This is a genomic window from Xanthobacter versatilis, from assembly GCF_043193975.1.
GTDB lineage: Bacteria > Pseudomonadota > Alphaproteobacteria > Rhizobiales > Xanthobacteraceae > Xanthobacter > Xanthobacter autotrophicus_E.
On record NZ_JBAFVB010000014.1, the window covers coordinates 72,583 to 90,665 of the forward strand.

Annotated in this window: 10 protein-coding genes; 7 read left to right on the forward strand and 3 right to left on the reverse strand. The window is 66.9% G+C overall.

Going from position 1 to position 18,083, the window contains the following annotated elements:
* Nucleotides 1-220: 220 nt before the first annotated feature.
* The gene (locus tag V5F66_RS20820) at nt 221-1,138 is read left to right on the forward strand and encodes a TorF family putative porin (protein ID WP_041575084.1); all 918 of its coding nucleotides are present in this window, start codon (nt 221-223) and stop codon (nt 1,136-1,138) included.
* Nucleotides 1,139-1,731: 593 nt separating this feature from the next.
* Here the strand turns inward: V5F66_RS20820 and V5F66_RS20825 are convergent.
* Both V5F66_RS20825 and V5F66_RS20830 read right to left on the reverse strand, forming a co-directional pair.
* On the reverse strand, nt 1,732-2,064 hold the full coding sequence (locus V5F66_RS20825) for a DUF167 family protein (protein WP_393999611.1): 333 nt from the start codon (nt 2,062-2,064) through the stop codon (nt 1,732-1,734).
* Between the two features lie 17 nt (nt 2,065-2,081).
* A complete protein-coding gene (locus V5F66_RS20830) occupies nt 2,082-2,372 on the reverse strand; it encodes a YggT family protein (protein WP_012112536.1) in 291 nt (96 codons plus the stop codon).
* A 619-nt stretch (nt 2,373-2,991) separates the two neighbouring features.
* Here V5F66_RS20830 and V5F66_RS20835 point away from each other — a divergent pair.
* From V5F66_RS20835 to V5F66_RS20845, 3 genes are all read left to right on the forward strand, one after another.
* Nucleotides 2,992-3,945, forward strand: a complete 954-nt coding sequence (locus V5F66_RS20835) for an acetyl-CoA carboxylase carboxyltransferase subunit alpha (RefSeq protein ID WP_012112537.1) — start codon at nt 2,992-2,994, stop codon at nt 3,943-3,945.
* Nucleotides 3,946-4,170: 225 nt separating this feature from the next.
* Nucleotides 4,171-5,490, forward strand: a complete 1,320-nt coding sequence (locus V5F66_RS20840; protein WP_445329427.1) for a L,D-transpeptidase family protein — start codon at nt 4,171-4,173, stop codon at nt 5,488-5,490.
* Nucleotides 5,491-5,625: 135 nt separating this feature from the next.
* On the forward strand, nt 5,626-6,279 hold the full coding sequence (locus V5F66_RS20845) for a Pr6Pr family membrane protein (RefSeq protein WP_394094645.1): 654 nt from the start codon (nt 5,626-5,628) through the stop codon (nt 6,277-6,279).
* Between the two features lie 138 nt (nt 6,280-6,417).
* Here the strand turns inward: V5F66_RS20845 and secA are convergent, their stop codons facing one another.
* Nucleotides 6,418-9,213, reverse strand: a complete 2,796-nt coding sequence (gene secA, locus V5F66_RS20850; protein WP_394094646.1) for a preprotein translocase subunit SecA — start codon at nt 9,211-9,213, stop codon at nt 6,418-6,420.
* A 366-nt stretch (nt 9,214-9,579) separates the two neighbouring features.
* On the opposite strand from secA, the gene V5F66_RS20855 reads away from it, so the two are divergent.
* The 3 genes from V5F66_RS20855 to V5F66_RS20865 all read left to right on the forward strand — a co-directional run bounded on the left by V5F66_RS20855 (nt 9,580) and on the right by V5F66_RS20865 (nt 17,710).
* Nucleotides 9,580-10,887 (forward strand): efflux RND transporter periplasmic adaptor subunit, encoded by a 1,308-nt coding sequence (locus V5F66_RS20855; protein WP_394053580.1) that lies wholly within the window; start codon nt 9,580-9,582, stop codon nt 10,885-10,887.
* Nucleotides 10,888-10,915: 28 nt separating this feature from the next.
* Entirely contained in the window at nt 10,916-14,125 is a 3,210-nt protein-coding gene (locus V5F66_RS20860) for an efflux RND transporter permease subunit (RefSeq protein ID WP_012112542.1), read from the forward strand.
* Between the two features lie 174 nt (nt 14,126-14,299).
* Nucleotides 14,300-17,710, forward strand: coding sequence for a transglutaminase family protein (locus tag V5F66_RS20865; RefSeq protein ID WP_394094647.1), 3,411 nt, complete (start codon nt 14,300-14,302; stop codon nt 17,708-17,710).
* The last annotated feature ends 373 nt before the right edge of the window (nt 17,711-18,083 follow it).

Sequence of the window (18,083 nt, forward strand, 5' to 3'; positions counted from 1 at the left end):
TGTAAGAGGTATATCAACTCCTCCTACGTCATATGTTTTTCGTGTCAGGAACGGCCGTTGTCACCGTTTCGCCAGAGTGCGTTGCATCTTCGCAACACAGGAATCCAGCATCCATGCGGGTTTGCCCAATTCGGTAGCAATTGCTGCCTTAATTTTCCCATTGGACATGAGGCCGGGACCTGATTTTTATCAATCTAAATCGCAGCCGGGGTACCTCCTTATGAAAAAGATCGCAGTCGTCGCCGCTTCCTTGCTCCTGGCCGGAGCCGCCAATGCGGCCGACCTCAGCGCGCCGATGCCGGTGAAGGCTGTTCCGGCTCCCGAGGCTCCCCTTTGGGATCTGGCCTTCGGCGTGACCGGCACGTCGGACTACCTCTTCCGCGGTATCAGCCAGACCAACAACAACCCCGCCATCCAGGGCTTCGTCGAGCTGCAGCTGTTCGACTGGGTGTATTTCAACGTGTGGGCGTCCAACCAGAACTGGGTGAACACCACCATTGACGGCCTCGGCTACACCAACGGCAACAGCTCGCTGGAAGTCGACTTCTCGGGCGGCCTGCGTCACACTTGGGGCAACTTCGCCCTCGACGTCGGCGCGGTCTACTACACCTATCCCGGCAGCGGCTCCAGCAAGGACCCGATCACCGGCCTGAACATCGGACCGGGCTCCAGCGACTACAACTACTGGGAAATCTATGCCAAGCCGACCTACACCGTCGCGCCCTGGCTGACCCTCGGCCTGAACCTCTACTGGACCAGCGACTTCGCTTCCACCGGCACGGACGGCACCGCCCTGTCGGTGACCGCCAAGGTTCCGCTCCCCTCCTTCGGTCCCGGCGAAGCCTTCGGCTGGTATGCGTCTGGCGAGTTCGGCCATCAGTGGCTGTCCACCAGCGCCTACAACTATGAAGTCAACTACGCCTTCACCGACCTGACCTACATCCAGACGATCCCCGGCTACAACTGGTGGAACGTGGGCGTCGCCTTCACCTACAAGGCCGCCACCCTCGACCTGCGCTATTCCGGCACCGACCTGAGCGACGCCGATTGCGGCTTCATGATCAGCAACACCAACGCTTGCGGCAACAAGTTCCTCGCGACCCTGTCGTTCGCGACTTCGCTGAACGCCCTCAAGTGATCTGAACCGGCGTCCCTGACGCCAGAAGGCGCCGCGCTTCCCGCGCGGCGCCTTTTTCTTTGTGGCAGGGGTTGGCTGGCCGGAGCGGGCGGCACGGAGCACGGCGCGCCAGATGTCAGCGCGCCAGCGTCGCAGGTGCGCAAACGGGTGGCTGATCCTGATGCGTGTCGCTGGCCTCGGGCTCTGCCGGGGATGCATCCGCCAGAATGCATGCAGCTGGGTGCATGGGGGCGCACGAGATCTGGGCGCCGTTTCCCATGGCGCATGAGCGCGCTGGAGGAGCGGATCGGCAGTTCGGGGAAGGAACGGGTGGCCGGCTCCCGGCGCTCGTGCTTCGGGATCGCAGTGGCAGGGGGCTATTGTATGGACCTATGAGCTTGACTCATGGGCCATTGCTCCAGCCCGCGCGACGCTTGAGCGTTCCCACCTGCGATCGGTCAACGACCAAGCCCGATGGTTTGACGGCGAGCTGGTTCCCCTGCCGGCCCTTTGGGGCGATCTGTCCCGGGCGAGGCCGACACACCAACGAGCGCTTTCAAGCGCCGCTCGGGATCGCCAAATCGCCTATGATCAGGACCCGCCAGCCCTTCGCGTTATTTCCGTCCCTTGCCGGCGGGCGCCGAGGCGGACTGGGTGAGGGCGGCGGTCAGCTTGGCTGCATCGCCGGCAATGCGAAACGTCTTCACCCGCGCGGTGGCCCCCGAGGCGAGCCTGACCTGGGATGCGGCCACCCCCGCCGCCTGCGCCAGCACGCGGGCGACAGCCGCCGTCGCCGCGCCATCCTCCGGCGCGACCTTGACCCTGATCTTCAGGACCGCTCGGCCATCAGACAGTTCCGCCACGCCATCAAGAGCGTCCCGCCCACCTCGCGGGGTGGCGCGCACGGTCACCTCCACCCCGTCGGGCAGCAGCTTCAGGAACGACAACAGGCCCGCCCCGCCGGTCAGAAGACGTTCGGGTAGATGTAGTAGCCGATGACCTGCTGGATGAAGAAGATGATCAGGATCAGCACCATGGGCGACAGGTCGAGGCCGCCGAGGTTGGGCAGCACGGAGCGGATGGGCGCGAGCACCGGCTCGGTGATGCGGTAGAGGAACTCGCCCACGCTGCGGACGAATGAGTTGTGGGCGTTCACCACGTTGAACGCCACGAGCCAGGACAGCACCGCCGAGGCGATGAGCAGCCAGACATAAAGCTGAAGAACGAGAAGGATGACGTCGAGCAGCGCGCGCATCGCAGGAAGGGCCCCCGGGGAGTTGCGCGTCAGCAATAGCCCCCCGAAGTGGTTCTGAACAAGGCCGCAGGCCGCTCGTGGCAGGTCCGATGCAGGTTTCCTGCGGCGGCTGCGTCAGCCCGTCGCGTCTCAGCCTGTCGCGTCGCCATCCCGCGAGCGGCCCGGCTCCGATAGGGCGCCGGTGCCAGGGGTGCGCTCGGGATCCATCAGCTCGGGCCGGGCATGGGGGCCGGCGGCTGGAAAGTCATACTCCGGTGCCGGAGCCGGGGCGGCTGAGCCGCGTGCGGTCGGCGCGCGGACCGGCTTTGTGGCCTTCGGAGCGTTCTGCCGGGGAAGGGTTGGTTTATGGGCGGCCATGGCTGCCTCCATGATGTGACCATGATTGGGGAACAACGCTCTCGCCGCCCCTTCCGTTGCAGCGGCGAATGCGAAAGGGGCGGCCCGCCATTCACGTTTCAGAGTGGCCTTGACCGGTAGAGTTCCGCTGCACCAGTCTGGCGCACCGGGATCAACGCGCCAGCCTCGACTTGCCGACCTTGACTTGCCGACCCGGCGCAGGCAGCTTCCGGCCCCGTGGGCGGCGCCGGCAACGGGCCTCCTCCAACCTTTACGGACCCTCATGCGCAGCTATCTGGACTTCGAGAAGCCGGTCGCCGAACTCGAGGCCAAGGTGGAAGAGCTGCGCGCGCTTGCCTCTGCCGGCGATGGCGTGACCATCACCGACGAGGTGCAGCGGCTCGAGACCAAGGCCCGCGAGGCGCTCCTCGCCCTCTACGCCAATCTCACCCCCTGGCAGAAGACGCTGGTCGCGCGGCATCCGCAGCGGCCCCATTTCGCCGATTTCGCCAAGGGCCTGTTCGAGGATTTCACCCCGCTCGCCGGTGACCGCAAGTTCGGCGAGGACGAGGCCATCATCGGCGGCTTCGCCCGCTTCCGCGGCGAGGCGGTGTGCGTGCTGGGCCATGAGAAGGGCTCCACCACCGAAACCCGCATCCGGCACAATTTCGGCATGGCGCGCCCCGAGGGCTACCGCAAGGCGGTCCGCATCATGGAACTCGCCGACCGCTTCGGCATTCCCCTGATCTCGCTGGTGGACACCGCCGGCGCCTATCCCGGCATCGGCGCCGAGGAGCGCGGCCAGGCCGAGGCCATCGCCCGCTCCACCGACGCCTGCCTCGCCCTGGGCGCGCCCAATGTGGCGCTGGTGATCGGCGAGGGCGGCTCGGGCGGCGCCATCGCCATCGCCACCGCCAACAAGGTGCTGATGATGGAGCATGCCATCTACAGCGTGATCTCGCCGGAAGGTGCGGCCTCCATCCTGTGGCGCGATACGGCGAAGGCGCAGGAAGCCGCCACCAACATGAAGATCACGGCGCAGGACCTGCTGAAGTTCGGTATCATCGATGCCATCGTGAAGGAGCCGCCCGGCGGCGCCCATCGCGATCCGGAAGCCACCATCGGCGCCGCCGGGGATGCCATTGCTGATGCGCTGTCGCAGCTCGCCGGCCTCGACGGGCCGGCCGTGCGCAAGGCGCGGCGTGACAAATTTCTCGCAATCGGCCGCTCGCTTTAACCATGAGCGCAGGGCCGGCGGCCCCCGCCGGCCCGGCATCTCATCTTGGCCGCATTTGCCTTATTTTCTCGAAGCCTGTTCAGGCGGTAGCACCAACGCTCCGCACAGCTGGCGATGACGCTAACGCATCGTCAAGGGGAAGGGGCTAACCCTGTCGGTCCATGTGGCCGATACGGACCCAGGAGTTGCGCGGTGAACCGTTTCGCGTCGAACCGTCCGTGGACGATGGTGTCGTCCCGCATCCGCATGGTGGCTTTGGCCGCCACCGCAGCGCTCGCGCTCGCCGCCTGCAACCAGACCGATTCCGAAGCCTCCCGCAGGGCCAACAAGCCGTTGACACCAGAGATGGTGTCCTTGATCGCGCAGAAGGACATGTCGCCCGCGAGCCCGATCCTCGTGCGCATCTTCAAGCAGGAGGCCGAGCTTGAGGTGTGGAAGGCCACCTCCGACGGCTCGTTCGCCCTGCTCAAGACCTATCCCATCTGCCGCTGGTCGGGTGAGCTGGGCCCCAAGGTGAGCATGGGTGACCGGCAGGCGCCGGAGGGCTTCTACACCATCACCCCGGGGCAGATGAACCCGAACTCCAGCTACTATCTGTCCTTCAACCTCGGATTCCCCAACGCCTTCGACCGCTCCTACGGGCGGACCGGCGAATTCCTCATGGTGCACGGCGACTGCTCGTCGGCCGGCTGCTACGCCATGACGGACGAGCAGATTTCCGAGATCTTCTCGCTGGCGCGGGAGAGCTTTGCCGGCGGCCAGCGCGCCTTCCAGGTGCAGGCCTATCCCTTCCGCATGACGCCGAAGAACCTCGCTCGGCACCGCAACAACCCGAACATGGCGTTCTGGCGTAACCTGAAGCAGGGCTACGACCATTTCGAGGTCACCAAACAGGTGCCCAAGGTCAATGTCTGCGGGCGCTCCTATGTGTTCGACGCCGAGCCCGTGCCCGGCCGGACCTTCGACGCCAACGTGTCCTGCCCGCCCTACCAGGTGCCGCCCCAGGTGGCCTCGGCGGTGGCCGAGAAGCAGCGCAGCGACGATGCCCAGGTGGCGGCGCTCGCCCCGTCGGCACCGCTGGCGCCGGTGCGCACCAATGCGGACGGCGGCATGCACCCGGTGTTCCTCGCCAAGCTCAAGGAGCGCGAGAGCGGCCAGATGTCCTTCGCGGCGGCGCCCGGGTCCCTGCCCGAATATGTGAACCCGCCCAAGATGACCCCGGAGAAGGTGGCACTGGACACCGAGACGCCGGTGGCCCCCGCCGCGGCGGCGGCAGGAGCCGCGGGCGCGCCGGCTCCGCTACCGACCGCCAAGCCTGCCGCGGCGGCGCGGGTGGTGACCCCGGCGGCCAAGCCGGTGGCGGCTTCCGCAACGGCCAAGCCTGCTACCACGGCGTCTGCGGCGAAGCCGGCGAATTCCAGCTCGGACAAGCCGGCTGCGCAGGCCTACAAGCCCGCCACGGTCGCCTCTGTCGGCACGCTGACGCCGCCGGCCTCGGTGTCGGGTGGCTCGGCCATCATGTCCACCGGGACGTTCTCGCAATAAGCCTCCTGCCTCCGGCATCAGCCTGGTTGCGGCCCTGGTCCCCTTGTGGCGGCCGCCTGGCCGCAGCTAGGCTTGCGCATGGGGCGCGTCTGCCCAGTCCGTAGCCGCGCCTTGGCCCCGGGGGAGGGCAGGGGAATGGGACAGGAGAGCGGAGCCATCTGGACGCGGCGGCTAAGCGCCGCTACGGCCCTGGTGGCCTGGGTGGCGCTGGCGCTTCAGCTCGGCATCGTGGTGGAGAAGATGGCCGCCGTCGGCGACGGCTTCGGGCCCGCCCTATGGCGCTTCCTCGGCTATTTCACAGTTCTCACCAACCTGTTCGTGGCCGTGGTGGCGAGTGCCTATGCGCTTCGTCCCGGCAGCGCCATGGCCGGTCCGAGGGTGCGGCTCGCGGCGGTGGTGTCCATCGTGCTCGTGGGCATCATCTATGCCCTGCTGCTGCGCAATGTGTGGAAGCCGGAAGGCTGGCAACTGATCGCCGACCGCTTGCTGCATCAGGTCACGCCGGTGCTCTTCCTGGCCACCTGGGTGCTGGCGGCGCGTGGCGCTGTCGGGGAGAGCGGTCTCGGCTTCAGCGATGCCGCCTGGGCCATGGCGCCGCCGGTGCTGTACCTCACCTATGCGCTGGCGCGGGGCGAGGCGGACGGCTGGTATGCCTACTGGTTTCTGGATCCGGCCAAGCTGGGGGAGGGGCGCATGGCGCTCAACACCGTCCTGCTGGCGGCGGTCTTCCTGGCGACGGCGCTGATTTTCCTGGGGCTCCACCGGCTCCTGGCGCGCCGCACGTCCTGAACCCTATGGCTGGGACCGAGGCTTGCGGGGCAGCCTATCCGGCGCGGGCCAGAGGACGGCACATGAGCGCGGCGCCCAAGCCGCCCAAAGGTCCGCCCTATGGCCCGCCCCGTGTAGGGCGACCACTGGTATCCTGCCTCAGGCGAAGCGGCCGTGGCAGTGCTTGTACTTCTTGCCGGAGCCGCAGGGGCAGGCCTCGTTTCGGCCCACCTTGCCCCAGCTCTCGGGATCGTTGGGATCGCGTTCGGCCACGGCGAGGTCGCCGGACAGGAGCGGTTGCGGCCGGCTGCCCAGCGCCGCGCCGGCAAAGGCCAGCTCGTCTTCCCCGGTGAAGGGGTCGGCGTGGTGGGCTTCCATGGGCGGCAGCTCTTCCGGCGGCGGCTGCTGGGTCACGATCTCCACCCGCATGAGCTGGGCGGTGACCACCTCCCGCAGCCGGTTCAGCAGTGCGGAGAACAGGTTGAAGGCTTCCGACTTGTATTCGTTGAGCGGATCGCGCTGGGCATAGCCGCGCAGGCCCACCACCTGGCGCAGGTGGTCCAGCATGCCGATATGCTCGCGCCAGAGATGGTCGAGGGTCTGGAGAAGGATGGACTTCTCCACATAGCGCATGATGTCCGGCCCATACTGGGCGGTCTTGGCGGCCATCAGCTCGTCGGCGCGGCGGATGATGCGCTCGGTAACCTCGGGACCGGCGATGCCCTCTTCCTTGGCCCAGTCCTTCACCGGAAGGTCGAGGGCGAGCATTTCCCTCAGCGCGGTGTCGAGGCCGTCCACGTCCCACTGCTCGGGATAGGCGTTCTCCGGGATGAACTTGGCCACGGTCTCGGTGATGAGGGCATGGCGCATGTCCTCCACCGTCTCGGCCACGTCCTCGTCGTTCATCAGCTCCACGCGCTGCTCGAACACCACCTTGCGCTGGTCGTTGAGCACGTCGTCATACTTGAGGACGTTCTTGCGCATGTCGTAGTTGCGCGCTTCGACCTTCTGCTGCGCCTTCTCCAGGGCCTTGTTGATCCAGGGATGGATGATGGCCTCGCCTTCTTTCAGGCCGAGGCGCTGCAGCATGCCATCGAGCCGGTCCGACCCGAAGATGCGCATCAGGTCGTCGTCCAGCGACAGGAAGAACTTGGAGTGGCCGGGGTCGCCCTGGCGGCCGGAGCGGCCGCGCAGCTGGTTGTCGATGCGCCGGCTCTCGTGGCGCTCGGTGCCGAGCACGTAGAGGCCGCCGGCCTCCAGCGCCTTCTGCTTCAGCTCTTCCACCTCGGCGCGGATCTTGGCCTCCGCCGCGGCGCGCTCGGCGCCCTCGGGCAGGTCCTTCAGCTCGATCTCGATGCGCATGTCCGCCGAGCCGCCGAGCTTGATGTCGGTGCCGCGTCCGGCCATGTTGGTGGCGATGGTGATCGCCCCCGGCACGCCCGCCTGGGAGACGATATAGGCCTCCTGCTCGTGGTAGCGCGCGTTCAGCACCGCGAAGCTCTTGCCCGAGCGGTCGTTGACGAGAAGCTCGCGGCCGTTGAAGGCGGTCGGGTCGGAGAAGTCCTTCTGGCGGAAGCCGGCCTGCTTCAGCAGCTCGGCCAGAAGCTCGGACTTCTCGATGGAGGTGGTGCCCACCAGCACCGGCTGGCTGCGCTCCGCGCACTCCTTGATCAGCTCGATGATGGCGGCGTACTTCTCGCCGGCGGTGCGATAGACCTCGTCATCGTCGTCGATGCGGGAGATCTGCACGTTGGTGGGAATCTCCACCACCTCGAGCTTGTAGATGTCGGCGAATTCCGCCGCCTCGGTGTTGGCGGTGCCGGTCATGCCGGACAGCTTCTCGTAGAGGCGGAAATAATTCTGGAAGGTGATGGAGGCCAGCGTCTGGTTCTCAGGCTGGACCTGGACGCGCTCCTTGGCCTCCAGTGCCTGGTGCAGGCCTTCCGAATAGCGCCGGCCCGGCATCATGCGGCCGGTGAACTCGTCGATGATGACCACTTCGTCGTTGCGGACGATGTAGTCCTTGTCGCGCTGGAACAGGGTGTGGGCGCGCAGGGCCTGGTTCACGTGGTGAACCACCGAGACGTTCTCGATGTCGTAGAGGGAGGCCGACTTCAGCACCCCGGCGGCGCTGAGCATCTGCTCCATCTTCTCCATGCCGGCTTCGGTCATGGAGACGGAGCGCTGCTTCTCGTCCACCTCGTAGTCTTCCTTGCCGAGGCGCGGAATGTAGGTGTCGATGGTGTTGTAGAAATCGGAGCGGTCGTCGAGCGGGCCGGAGATGATGAGGGGCGTGCGCGCCTCGTCGATGAGGATGGAGTCCACCTCGTCGACGATGGCGTAGAAGTGCGGGCGCTGGACCATCTGGCCGCGCTCGTACTTCATGTTGTCGCGCAGATAGTCGAAGCCCAGCTCGTTGTTGGTGGCGTAGGTTACATCGCTGGCATAGGCCACGCGCCGCTCATCGTCGTCGAGGCCGTGGACGATGATGCCGGTGGTCAGGCCGAGGAAGCGGTACAGCCGCCCCATCCATTCGGCGTCGCGCTTGGCGAGGTAGTCGTTCACCGTCACCACGTGCACGCCCTTGCCGGCGAGCGCGTTGAGATAGACCGGGAGGGTGGCGACCAGGGTCTTGCCTTCGCCGGTCTTCATCTCGGCGATGCCGGCCTCGTGCATCACCATGCCGCCGATGAGCTGCACGTCGAACGGGCGCATGCCCAGGGCCCGCTTGGCGCCCTCGCGCACGGTGGCGAAGGCCGGCACCAGCAGGTCGTCGAGGGTCTTGCCCTCGGCCAGCTGGCGACGGAAATCTTCGGTTCGGGCCCGGAGCGCCTCGTCGGAGAGGGCTTCCAGCTCCGGCTCCAGCGCATTGATGGCCTGAACGCGGGGACGGTATCCCTTGACCCGGCGATCGTTCGCGGAGCCGAAGAGCTTGCGGGCAAGTCCACCTAACATGGGTTGTGTCTCTGTTCCGATCCGTCAGGTCACAAGGAGGGCGGAGACGAGCCGCCGGACCCTCCGGGAAATGATGCGCCGTTGGACACCTTCAATGCGGCGTCAGCAAGTCCGAAGGGACGGGTCGGGCGCAGCGGCAAAGCGCGCAGCCAGATCCTGCTCCTCAAGTCCCGCTTCCCTTTCTCGGGCAGCGTGCCACGCGGACACTTATGAACGGGTCAGGGCAATGTCAATGCGAGCGGGGAGGGCAGAGACGTTGCCGTTGCGTCGTCGGGGCCGCTGGCGCCGTTCGGCCCATTCCTCTCATGGACACGTCATGACCCGGTGCTTAGTATCCGGCGCAACTGCGATATGGGGGAATGCGGTATGGTGGGGGGGATCGGGGTGTCCGGCGGGCTGCGCCACGGCATGGTGGCGCTTTGCGCGGCTTTTCTGCTCTCGGCCTGTGAGGAAAAGAACACCTACGTACCGCCGCCCCCTGCCGCCGTCACCGTAGCCCCCGTTCTTGAGAAGCCGGTCACCCGCTTCCTCGAGCTGACCGGCAACACCGCCGCCATCAATTCGGTGGACCTGGAAGCCCGCGTCCAGGGCTTCCTCACTCAGATCAACTACAAGGACGGCCAGTTCGCCAAGAAGGGCACCGTCCTGTTTGTGATCGAGCAGGACCAGTACAAGGCCCAGGTGGACCAGGCCAAGGCCCAGCTCGCTGCCAACCAGGCATCGCAGGTGCAGGCCGAGGCCGAGTACAACCGCCAGGCCCAGCTCGCCAAGCAGGACTTCGCCTCGCAGGCCACCCTCGACCAGGCCCGCGCCAAGCGCGATTCGGCTGTCGCCGAGGTGGCGAACGCCCAGGCCTCCCTGGTGCTGGCGCAGATCAATCTCGGCTACACCCAGGTCACTGCCCCCTTCGACGGCGCCGTCACCGCCCATCTCCAGGACGTGGGGGCGCTGGTGGGTTACAGCGGACCCACCAAGCTCGCCACCGTGGTGCAGATCAACCCCATCTGGGTCTGGTTCACCCTGAGCGAGCAGGAGGTGCTGCGGATCAAGGAGCACCTCGCCAGGCAGGGGCGCTCGCTGGTCTCCCTGACCCGCGACGTGCCGGACCTTGCCATCGAGATCGGCCTCCAGACCGAGACCGGCTACCCCCACCAGGGCAAGATCGACTACGTGGCGCCGCAGGTGGACCCCAACCTCGGCACCCTGACCGTCCGCGGCATCTTCCAGAATGACGATTTCGCGCTGCTGCCGGGCCTGTTCGCGCGGGTGAGGGTGCCGCTGGGCGCTGCTCAGACCACCGTGCTGGTGCCGGATTCCGCCATCAATTCCAACCAGCTTGGTCCCTACGTCCTGACCGTGAGCACGGACAACGTGGTCTCGCAGACCCAGGTGACCCTTGGCCAACTCCAGGCCGACGGGCTGCGCGCCATCCAGACCGGGCTGAAGGCCGGCGACCGCATCATCATCAGCGGCATCCAGCGCGCGGTGCCGGGCTCCAAGGTCAAGGTGGACGAGGGCACGATCGTCGGCATCGCGCCGCCCGCCGTCGACCAGGGCAACAAGCCGCTGCCCAAGCCCGCGGGCGTCGCGCCCGCCGATGCACCCGCCAAGGCCGCGCCCTCGGTGGCGCCGTCCGCGGCACCGTCGCAGGCTCCCGCGACACAGAAGAACTGACCCGCACTCGAAGAAAGAGGCAGCGCCCATGATATCGCGCTTTTTCATCGAGCGGCCGGTCCTCTCGAACGTACTCGCACTTGTCTTCGTGCTGATCGGCCTGGTCTCGTTGACCCGGCTGCCGGTGTCGCAATATCCCAACATCGTGCCGCCCACGGTCTCGGTCTCGACCTCCTATCCGGGCGCTTCCGCCAAGACCATGATCGACACCGTCGCCCTGCCCATCGAGCAGCAGGTGAACGGCGTCGAGGGCATGCTTTACATGCAGTCCTGGTCGGCCTCCGACGGCACCTACACGCTGATCGTGACCTTCGACATCGGCGCCGATCCCAACATGGCGCAGGTGCTGGTGCAGAACCGCGTCAACATCGCCCTCGCCTCGCTGCCCACTGCGGTGCAGGCGCAGGGCGTCACCATCCTGCAGAAGGGCACCTCGATCCTCGAGTTCGTCACCCTGATCTCGCCGGACGGGCGCTATGACGGGCTGTTCCTCAACAACTACGCCATCATCAACATCCAGAACGAGCTGGAGCGCGTGGCCGGCGTCGCCAACGTGGGCATCTTCGGCGCCGGCACCTACGCCCTGCGCATCTGGATGGACCCGGACCGCATGCAGGCCTTCGGCCTGACGCCCCAGGACATCTCCAACGCCATCCAGAAGCAGAGCCAGATCGTCACCCCCGGCCAGCTCGGCATTCCGCCGGCGCCGGACAATGCCGCTTTCCAATATACGGTGAACATCGCCGGCCGCCTCGACGACGCCAAGGACTATGAGAACATCATCGTCAAGGTGGACAATTCGGACGGTGGCCGCATCGTCCGCATCCGCGATATCGGCCGGGTGGAGCTGGGCGCGCAGAGCTATTCCAAGGATTTCATGCAGGACAACAAGCCTGCTGCCGGCATCGGCATCTTCCAGCTGCCCGCCGCCAACGCCCTCGACGTGGCGGCGCGGGTCTCCAAGAAAATGGAGGAGCTGAAGAAGGACTTCCCCGAAGGCCTCGAATACAGCATCCCGTTCAACACCACCCTGTTCGTGTCCGCCTCCATCGACGAGGTCTGGAAGACCCTGTTCGAGGCGGCGATCCTGGTGCTGGTGGTGATCCTTCTGTTCCTCCAGGACTGGCGGGCGACCCTGGTGCCGGCCACCACCGTGCCGGTGACCATCATCGGCGCGTTCGCGGCCATGGACGCCATGGGCTTCACCATCAACCTGTCCACGCTGTTCGCCATCATCCTGGCCATCGGCATCGTGGTGGACGACGCCATCGTCATCGTGGAGGGCGTGGCCCGTCACATCGAGGAGGGCATGGCGGGTCAGCCGGCGGCCGAGAAGGCCATGGACGAGCTGTTCGGCCCGGTGGTGGGCATCACGCTGGTGCTCATGAGCGTGTTCCTGCCGGCCTCCTTCATTCCCGGCCTGACCGGGCAGATGTTCAAGCAGTTCGCGCTGGTCATCGCCGCCACGGCCTTCATCTCGGCCATCAATGCGGCGACGCTGAAGCCCACCCAGTGCGCCCTGTGGCTGCGCCAGCCAGTGCCGCCGGAAAAGCGCAACTTCATCTTCCGCGGCTTCAACAAGATCTACGCCAAGGCGGAGCATGGCTATACGGGCGTCATCTCCCGAATGGTGCACCACTCCAAGGTCATGGTGATCATCGCCCTGGCGCTCATGGGCGTCGCCGCCTACGGCCTCACCCGCGTGCCCACATCCTTCCTCCCGATCGAGGACCAGGGCTATTTCCTCGCCCACGTGCAATTGCCGGACGCCTCGAACCTCAACCGCACCAAGAAGGTGATGGCGGATGTCAGCGAGCGCATCCGCAAGGTGCCGGGGGTCGAGACCGTGCTGGCCATCTCCGGCATCTCGGTGCTGGACAATTCATCCACCCTCGCCAATGCGGGCGTCACCTACATCACCCTGAAGCCGTGGTCGGAGCGCTACGCCACCACCGGACAGGACCTGCTCTCGCTCTACATCAACCTCAACAAGGCGGTGGCGGACGTGGTGCAGGCGGAGGTGCTGATCCTGTTGCCGCCGGCCATCCAGGGCATCGGCAACGCCGCCGGCTTCACCATGCAGCCGCAGCTGCGCAACGGCAATTTCGACTACCGCCTGCTGGAGCAGATCACCACCTCCATGGTGGACAAGGCGTCGGCCCAGTCCGCCCTGCAGCACGTCTCCTCGTCGTTCCGCGCCGGGGCGCCGCAGATCGAGGTGGAGGTCAACCGGGTCAAGGCGGAGACGCTGGGGGTCACGGTGGGGCAGGTGTTCGACACCATCTCGTCCTATCTGGGCTCGACCTACGTCAACCAGATCAACAGGTTCGGCAACGTCTTCCAGGTCTATGTGCAGGCCGAATCGGGTTATCGCGTCACCCCGACCGACCTCACCAACCTGAAGGTGCGCACGCCCAAGGGGCAGATGATCCCGCTCGGCACCCTCGTCACCGTGAAGATGGTGCAGGGGCCGCCACTGATCTCGCTCTACAACCTGTACCCCAGCTCCACCGTGGTGGGCGGCACCGCCCAGGGCTTCTCCTCGGGACAGGCGCTCTCCCTGATGGAACAGATCGCCTCCGCCACCCTGCCGCCGGGCACGGGCTTCGAATGGACCGCCATGTCCTACCAGGAGAAGGCGGTCGGCAATCAGATCTACTACGTGTTCGGCCTCGCCATCCTGCTCGTGTATTTCGTGCTGGCGGGCCAGTATGAGAGCTGGATCCAGCCCATGGCGGTGATCCTGGCGGTGCCTCTGGCACTGCTCGGCACGGTGGGGGCGCTGGTGGGCCTTGGCATCTCCAACAACCTCTACACCCAGATCGGCCTAGTGCTTCTGATCGCCCTTGCCTCGAAGAACGCCATCCTCATCGTGGAATATGCACGCGAGAAACGGGCGGAGGGGATGGAGATCATGGATGCGGCGGTGGAGGCTTCGCGCCTCAGGTTCCGCCCCATCCTCATGACCTCCTTCGCCTTCATCCTGGGCGTGCTGCCGCTGGTGTTCGCTACCGGCGCCGGTGCCAATTCCCGCAAGTCCATCGGCATCGCGGTGGTCTCGGGAATGCTGGCGTCGACCTGCCTCGCGGTGCTGTTCGTGCCGTCGTTCTATACGGTGCTGCAGCGGTTCGAGGAGAAGCTGAAGGGCAGGAAGAAGCCCGCGGGCCATGCGCCGCCCGAGCCGCCGGAAAGCCCTGCGGCCGATGCCGGCGTGCCACCGGCGCCCGCATCTGCCTGATCGCGGCGCGCCAGCCCTGCCGAAACCCGTGACATCTGCCCGTTCCGTGGGCAGATGTCGCCGCAAAGTCGCGCTTTCTCCCTATAACGGCCTTGTCTAACCTTGGCTGGAAACCGTCCACCCCACCCCTTGGGCTGCCCGTAGGGCCAATGCCCGCAGGACCAGGTGCCATATATGTCGATCCTCGCGAGCCTGCATCACGTTACGAGCTACAAGTACGAGCGCCCGGTCACCATGGGGCCGCAGACCATCCGGCTGCGCCCGGCGCCGCATAGCCGTACCGAGATACCTGCCTATTCGCTCAAGATTTCACCAGCCGAACATTTCATCAACTGGCAGCAGGACCCGTTCGGCAACTGGCTGGCGCGCATCGTGTTCCCGGAGAAGGTGGAGGAGTTCAAGGTCGAGGTCGACCTCCTCGCCAAGCTCGACGTGCTCAATCCGTTCGACTTCTTCGTCGAGGACTATGCCGAGAATTTCCCCTTCGCCTACGCCCCCGAGCTGAAGGCCGAGCTCGCCCCCTATCTCGAGCTGGAGCAGGAGGGCGCCCCGTTCGATGCCTTCGTCGCCGGCGTCTCCCGCGAGCCGCGCCGCATCGTGGACTTCCTGGTGGAGATCAACCAGCTCCTTCAGAAGGAGATCGGCTACGTCATCCGCATGGAGCCGGGCGTCCAGACCCCGGACGAGACGCTCACCAAGAAGCTTGGCTCCTGCCGCGACACCGGCTGGCTGCTGGTGCAGGTGCTGCGCCATCTCGGCCTCGCCGCGCGCTTCGTTTCCGGCTACCTGATCCAGCTGAAGCCCGACGTGGCGGCCCTTGACGGCCCCTCCGGCACTGACGTGGACTTCACCGACCTGCACGCCTGGTGCGAGGTCTATGTGCCGGGCGCGGGCTGGATCGGCCTCGACCCCACCTCGGGCCTGCTGTGCGGCGAGGGCCACATCCCGCTCGCCGCCACGCCGCACTATCGCTCCGCCGCTCCCATCACCGGCTATCTGATGGAGAAGACGGAGACCGAGTTCGGCTTCGACATGAGCGTCGCCCGCGTGGCCGAGGCGCCCCGCGTGACCCTGCCGTTCTCGGACGAGACCTGGGCCGCCCTCGACGAGCTGGGCCACAAGGTGGACGAGGACCTCATGGCCGGCGACGTGCGCCTGACCATGGGCGGCGAGCCCACCTTCGTCTCCATCGACGACTATGAATCCCCGGAGTGGAACACCGAGGCCCTTGGCCCGCAGAAGCGGGTGCGCGCCGACGACCTGATCCGCCGCCTGCGCAAGCGCTTCTCCACCGAGGGCGTGCTGCATTACGGCCAGGGCAAGTGGTATCCCGGCGAGACGCTGCCGCGCTGGTCTTTCGACCTGTTCTGGCGCAAGGACGGCCAGCCCATGTGGCGGCGCGAGGACCTGATCGCCGACGAGCAGACCAACTACGCCCCGACCCCGGCCGACGCCGAGCGTTTCTGCCGGGCGGTGGCCGAAAAGCTCGCGGTGGGCTCGCAGTTCGTGCTGCCGGCCTACGAGGACAACATCTATTACATGTGGAAGGAGCAGTGCCTTCCCGAGAACATCGCCCCCGGCGACGAGCGCATGGCCGACGAGGTCCAGCGCCGCATGCTGGCGCGCACTTTCAACCAGGGCCTTGCCAATGCCACCGGCTCGGTGCTGCCCCTGCGCCGGGTGTGGACGCCCGAAGGCTTTGCCTGGCGCTCCGAGCTGTGGACCTTCCGCCGCGAGTTCCTGTTCCTGATCCCCGGCGAAAGCCCCATGGGCTATCGCCTGCCGCTGGAATCGCTGCAGTATCTCGCGCCCACGCGCTACCCCTATGTGGTGGCCACCGACCCGTTCGAGCCGCGCGGGCCGCTGCCCGACGCCGATGAGCTCGCCGCCCGCTACCGCGCCGGCGGTGAAGGCCTGGCGGGCACCGATGGCGCCACGCCGGTCGATGCCCGCGAGCGCTACTCCGTCGCCCCGCGCCGGGAGGCCTACGGCACCGGCGAGCGGGCGCAGGAGCTGGTGCGCCAGTATCTGGCCCAGAACGACACCCAGGTGTTCACCGCCGACACCCGCACCGCGCTCTGCGTGGAGCCGCGCAACGGCCGCCTCTGCGTGTTCCTGCCCCCGGTGGAGACGCTGGAGGACTATGTCGACCTCATCGCCGCCGTCGAGCAGGTGGCGATCGAGCTGAACACCCCCCTGCACCTGGAGGGCTATCCGCCGCCCTTCGACTACCGCCTCAACCTCATCCGCCTCGCGCCCGATCCGGGCGTGCTGGAAGTGAACGTCCATCCGTCCGACACTTGGTCCGGCTGCGTGGAGATCACCCGCATCCTTTATGAGGAAGCGCGTCTCGCCCGCCTCGGCACCGAGAAGTTCATGGTGGACGGCCGCCACACCGGCACCGGCGGCGGCAACCATGTGGTGGTAGGCGGCTCCACCCCGGCCGACAGCCCGTTCCTGCGCCGGCCCGACCTGCTGAAGAGCCTGCTGCTGTTCTGGCAGCGCCACCCGTCGTTGTCCTACATGTTCTCGGGCCTGTTCATCGGCCCGACCTCCCAGCATCCGCGGGTGGACGAGGCGCGGCACGACAGCCTCTACGAGCTGGAGATCGCGCTGGCCAAGATCGGCCTGCCCGGCGCGGCCGAAGGGCCGACCCCGCCGTGGCTGGTGGACCGCCTGCTGCGCAACCTGCTGGTGGACGTGACCGGCAACACCCACCGCACCGAAATCTCGATCGACAAGCTCTATTCGCCGGACGGCCCCACCGGCCGCCTGGGCCTGGTGGAGTTCCGCTGCTTCGAGATGCCGCCGGACTGGCGCATGAGCTTGGCCCAGCAACTGCTGCTGCGCGCCCTCATCGCCCGGCTGTGGCACAAGCCGGTCACCGGCAAGTGCGCGCGCTGGGGCACCATCCTGAACGACCGCTTCATGCTGCCGCACTATGTGTGGGCCGACTTCGTGGACGTGCTGGAGGACCTCTCGGACGCCGGCTACACCTTCGATCCGGAGTGGTTCCGCGCCCAGTTCGAGTTCCGCTTCCCGCACTATGGCAAGGTGCAGCGGGGCGGCGTGGACGTGGAGATCCGCCAGGCTCTCGAATGCTGGCACGTGCTGGGTGAAGAGGGCGTCATCGGCGGCACCGCCCGCTACGTGGACTCCTCCGTGGAACGCCTGCAGGTGAAGGTGGAGGGCTTCAACCCCGCCCGCCATATCGTCACCTGCAACGGGCGGCGGCTGCCGCTGGCGCCCACCGGCCGCAACGGCACCTTCGTCGCCGGCGTGCGGTACAAGGCGTGGCAGCCCTGGTCGGGCCTGCACCCCACCATCCCGGTCCAGGCGCCCCTCACTTTCGACGTGGTGGACACCTGGAGCGAGCGCTCACGGGGCGGCTGCCGGTATTACGTGTCGCATCCGGGCGGTCGCAGCTACGAGACCTTCCCGGTCAATTCCTATGAAGCCGAGGCCCGTCGCCTCGCCCGCTTCCAGGATTACGGCCACACGCCCGGCACCACCCCCGTTCCGGAGGAGAACGCGCCGGACGAGTTCCCCACCACCCTCGACCTGCGCCGTCCCATCGGCGCGTGACGCCGACGGCCATCGGCTGCCCCATCCCCTCGTCAGGCGGGGATGGGGCAGCGTGTGCCGTGGCAACGCGTGCGGTCCGGTTTCGGCCGGATCAGGCGCGCATCGCGATGGACGCGCTGTCGGGCGGGTTGAAAACTGTTAGTAAACAAACGACCGGTGTAGGGTTGCCGCTTGAGCCGGGTTAGCCTGGGACGAACGGGAACTGCGCTTTAGACTGGCCTCCATCGCCACGGCAAAGGCGGGACAGATGCGGGGCCGCCTGAGGTGCCCCGCGCGGGGGTCGTCGTCGACCTCTTCCAAAGAAGAGTGCATCCGGCGCCGGGCGGGTCATAATGGGGCGCTCGGCAACGCCGGGCACCTGGAGCGCGTTGCC

What these genes read in the sequence shown, in the direction of transcription:
- V5F66_RS20820 (WP_041575084.1), top strand. Translation starts at nt 221, where the DNA reads ATGAAAAAGATCGCAGTCGTCGCCGCTTCCTTGCTCCTGGCCGGAGCC.
- V5F66_RS20830 (WP_012112536.1), bottom strand. Translation starts at nt 2,372, where the DNA reads ATGCGCGCGCTGCTCGACGTCATCCTTCTCGTTCTTCAGCTTTATGTC.
- V5F66_RS20835 (WP_012112537.1), top strand. Translation starts at nt 2,992, where the DNA reads ATGCGCAGCTATCTGGACTTCGAGAAGCCGGTCGCCGAACTCGAGGCC.
- V5F66_RS20840 (WP_445329427.1), top strand. Translation starts at nt 4,171, where the DNA reads ATGGTGTCGTCCCGCATCCGCATGGTGGCTTTGGCCGCCACCGCAGCG.
- V5F66_RS20845 (WP_394094645.1), top strand. Translation starts at nt 5,626, where the DNA reads ATGGGACAGGAGAGCGGAGCCATCTGGACGCGGCGGCTAAGCGCCGCT.
- secA (WP_394094646.1), bottom strand. Translation starts at nt 9,213, where the DNA reads ATGTTAGGTGGACTTGCCCGCAAGCTCTTCGGCTCCGCGAACGATCGC.
- V5F66_RS20855 (WP_394053580.1), top strand. Translation starts at nt 9,580, where the DNA reads ATGGTGGGGGGGATCGGGGTGTCCGGCGGGCTGCGCCACGGCATGGTG.
- V5F66_RS20860 (WP_012112542.1), top strand. Translation starts at nt 10,916, where the DNA reads ATGATATCGCGCTTTTTCATCGAGCGGCCGGTCCTCTCGAACGTACTC.
- V5F66_RS20865 (WP_394094647.1), top strand. Translation starts at nt 14,300, where the DNA reads ATGTCGATCCTCGCGAGCCTGCATCACGTTACGAGCTACAAGTACGAG.